Here is a 938-nt window from a genome sequence, read left to right as displayed (position 1 = left end):
GACTCCAACATTGTCGAACGCGCGATCCGGCCCCAAACAATTACAAGAAAAAATAGTCTCTTCGCTGGTAGCGAGGGAGGCGGCGAAACCTGGGCGACGATCGCCACGCTGCTGCAGACGGCAAAAATGAACGGTGTCGATCCGCTCGCCTGGCTATCCCAGACCCTGACCCGCATCGCAAATCGCTGGCCAGCCTCAGACATTGAGTTGCTCATGCCGTGGAACTTCACTGCTGACGCTATCGGCTAACCGCTTACGTTGCTCTTCGCTCTTCACCGGAACGAAGCGCATAGTTGGCCGCGTCACCGCCTCGCAGATCGCCTCGGCGTCGGTCGCATCGTTCTTCTGCCGCTTCACGTAAGGCTTGACGTAAGACGCCGGCATCAACCGAGCCTCGTGACCCAGTGCCATGAGAACCCGAGCCCAGTGGTGTCCGGTCGCGCAGGCCTCGATTCCGATCAGGCACGGCGGCAATGCCTTGAAGAATCCAACGACATCGTCGCGGCGAAGCCTGCGGCGGCACACGATCGCGCCAGCACCATTGACTCCGTGAACCTGAAATACCTGCTTGGCGATATCCAGACCAATTGTGGTAACCTTCTCCATGGACGCTTCTCCTGATGTGGCTTCGACTGCCACACCTTGGCATATTGCGATGCCGGGAGCGGAGGCCGTCCACCACATCAGGTCACTTGGGGCAAGGTCAGTGTGCTCGTCCGCAAACGCAAGTAAGCCCTCCACGATGGGAGGGCTTACTTGCTGATATCGTTCGTAAATTTTGGTTGCGGGGGCAGGATTTGAACCTGCGGCCTTCAGGTTATGAGCCTGACGAGCTACCGGGCTGCTCCACCCCGCGCCAACTGAGTGCCTTTTTGGTCACTCGATGTGTTTGTTCTGTTCTGTATATAGGTCAGAACGCAGAAAGGACCGCATTGGGC

General features: G+C 58.1%; 1 protein-coding gene, 1 tRNA gene and 1 pseudogene. 1 reads left to right on the top strand and 2 read right to left on the bottom strand.

Features of this window, described 5'->3' with window-relative positions; all coding sequences use genetic code 11:
* Window positions 1-249: transposase domain-containing protein (locus AC1D2R_RS32170; RefSeq protein ID WP_477972868.1), on the top strand; the 249-nt coding region annotated here is incomplete at its 5' end.
* On the opposite strand, the pseudogene AC1D2R_RS32165 reads toward AC1D2R_RS32170, so the two are convergent.
* Window positions 247-606, bottom strand: a pseudogene (locus AC1D2R_RS32165) (IS110 family transposase); the annotation flags it as partial. The gene AC1D2R_RS32170 and the pseudogene AC1D2R_RS32165 sit on opposite strands and share 3 nt — an antisense overlap.
* 173 nt (window positions 607-779) lie before the next feature.
* Window positions 780-856: transfer RNA gene (locus tag AC1D2R_RS32160), tRNA-Met, on the bottom strand.
* Between the last annotated feature and the right edge of the window lie 82 nt (window positions 857-938).

It is taken from the genome of Rhizobium sp. P1_C7, from assembly GCF_056406295.1.
This window is presented reverse-complemented; position numbering and strand designations above follow the sequence as displayed.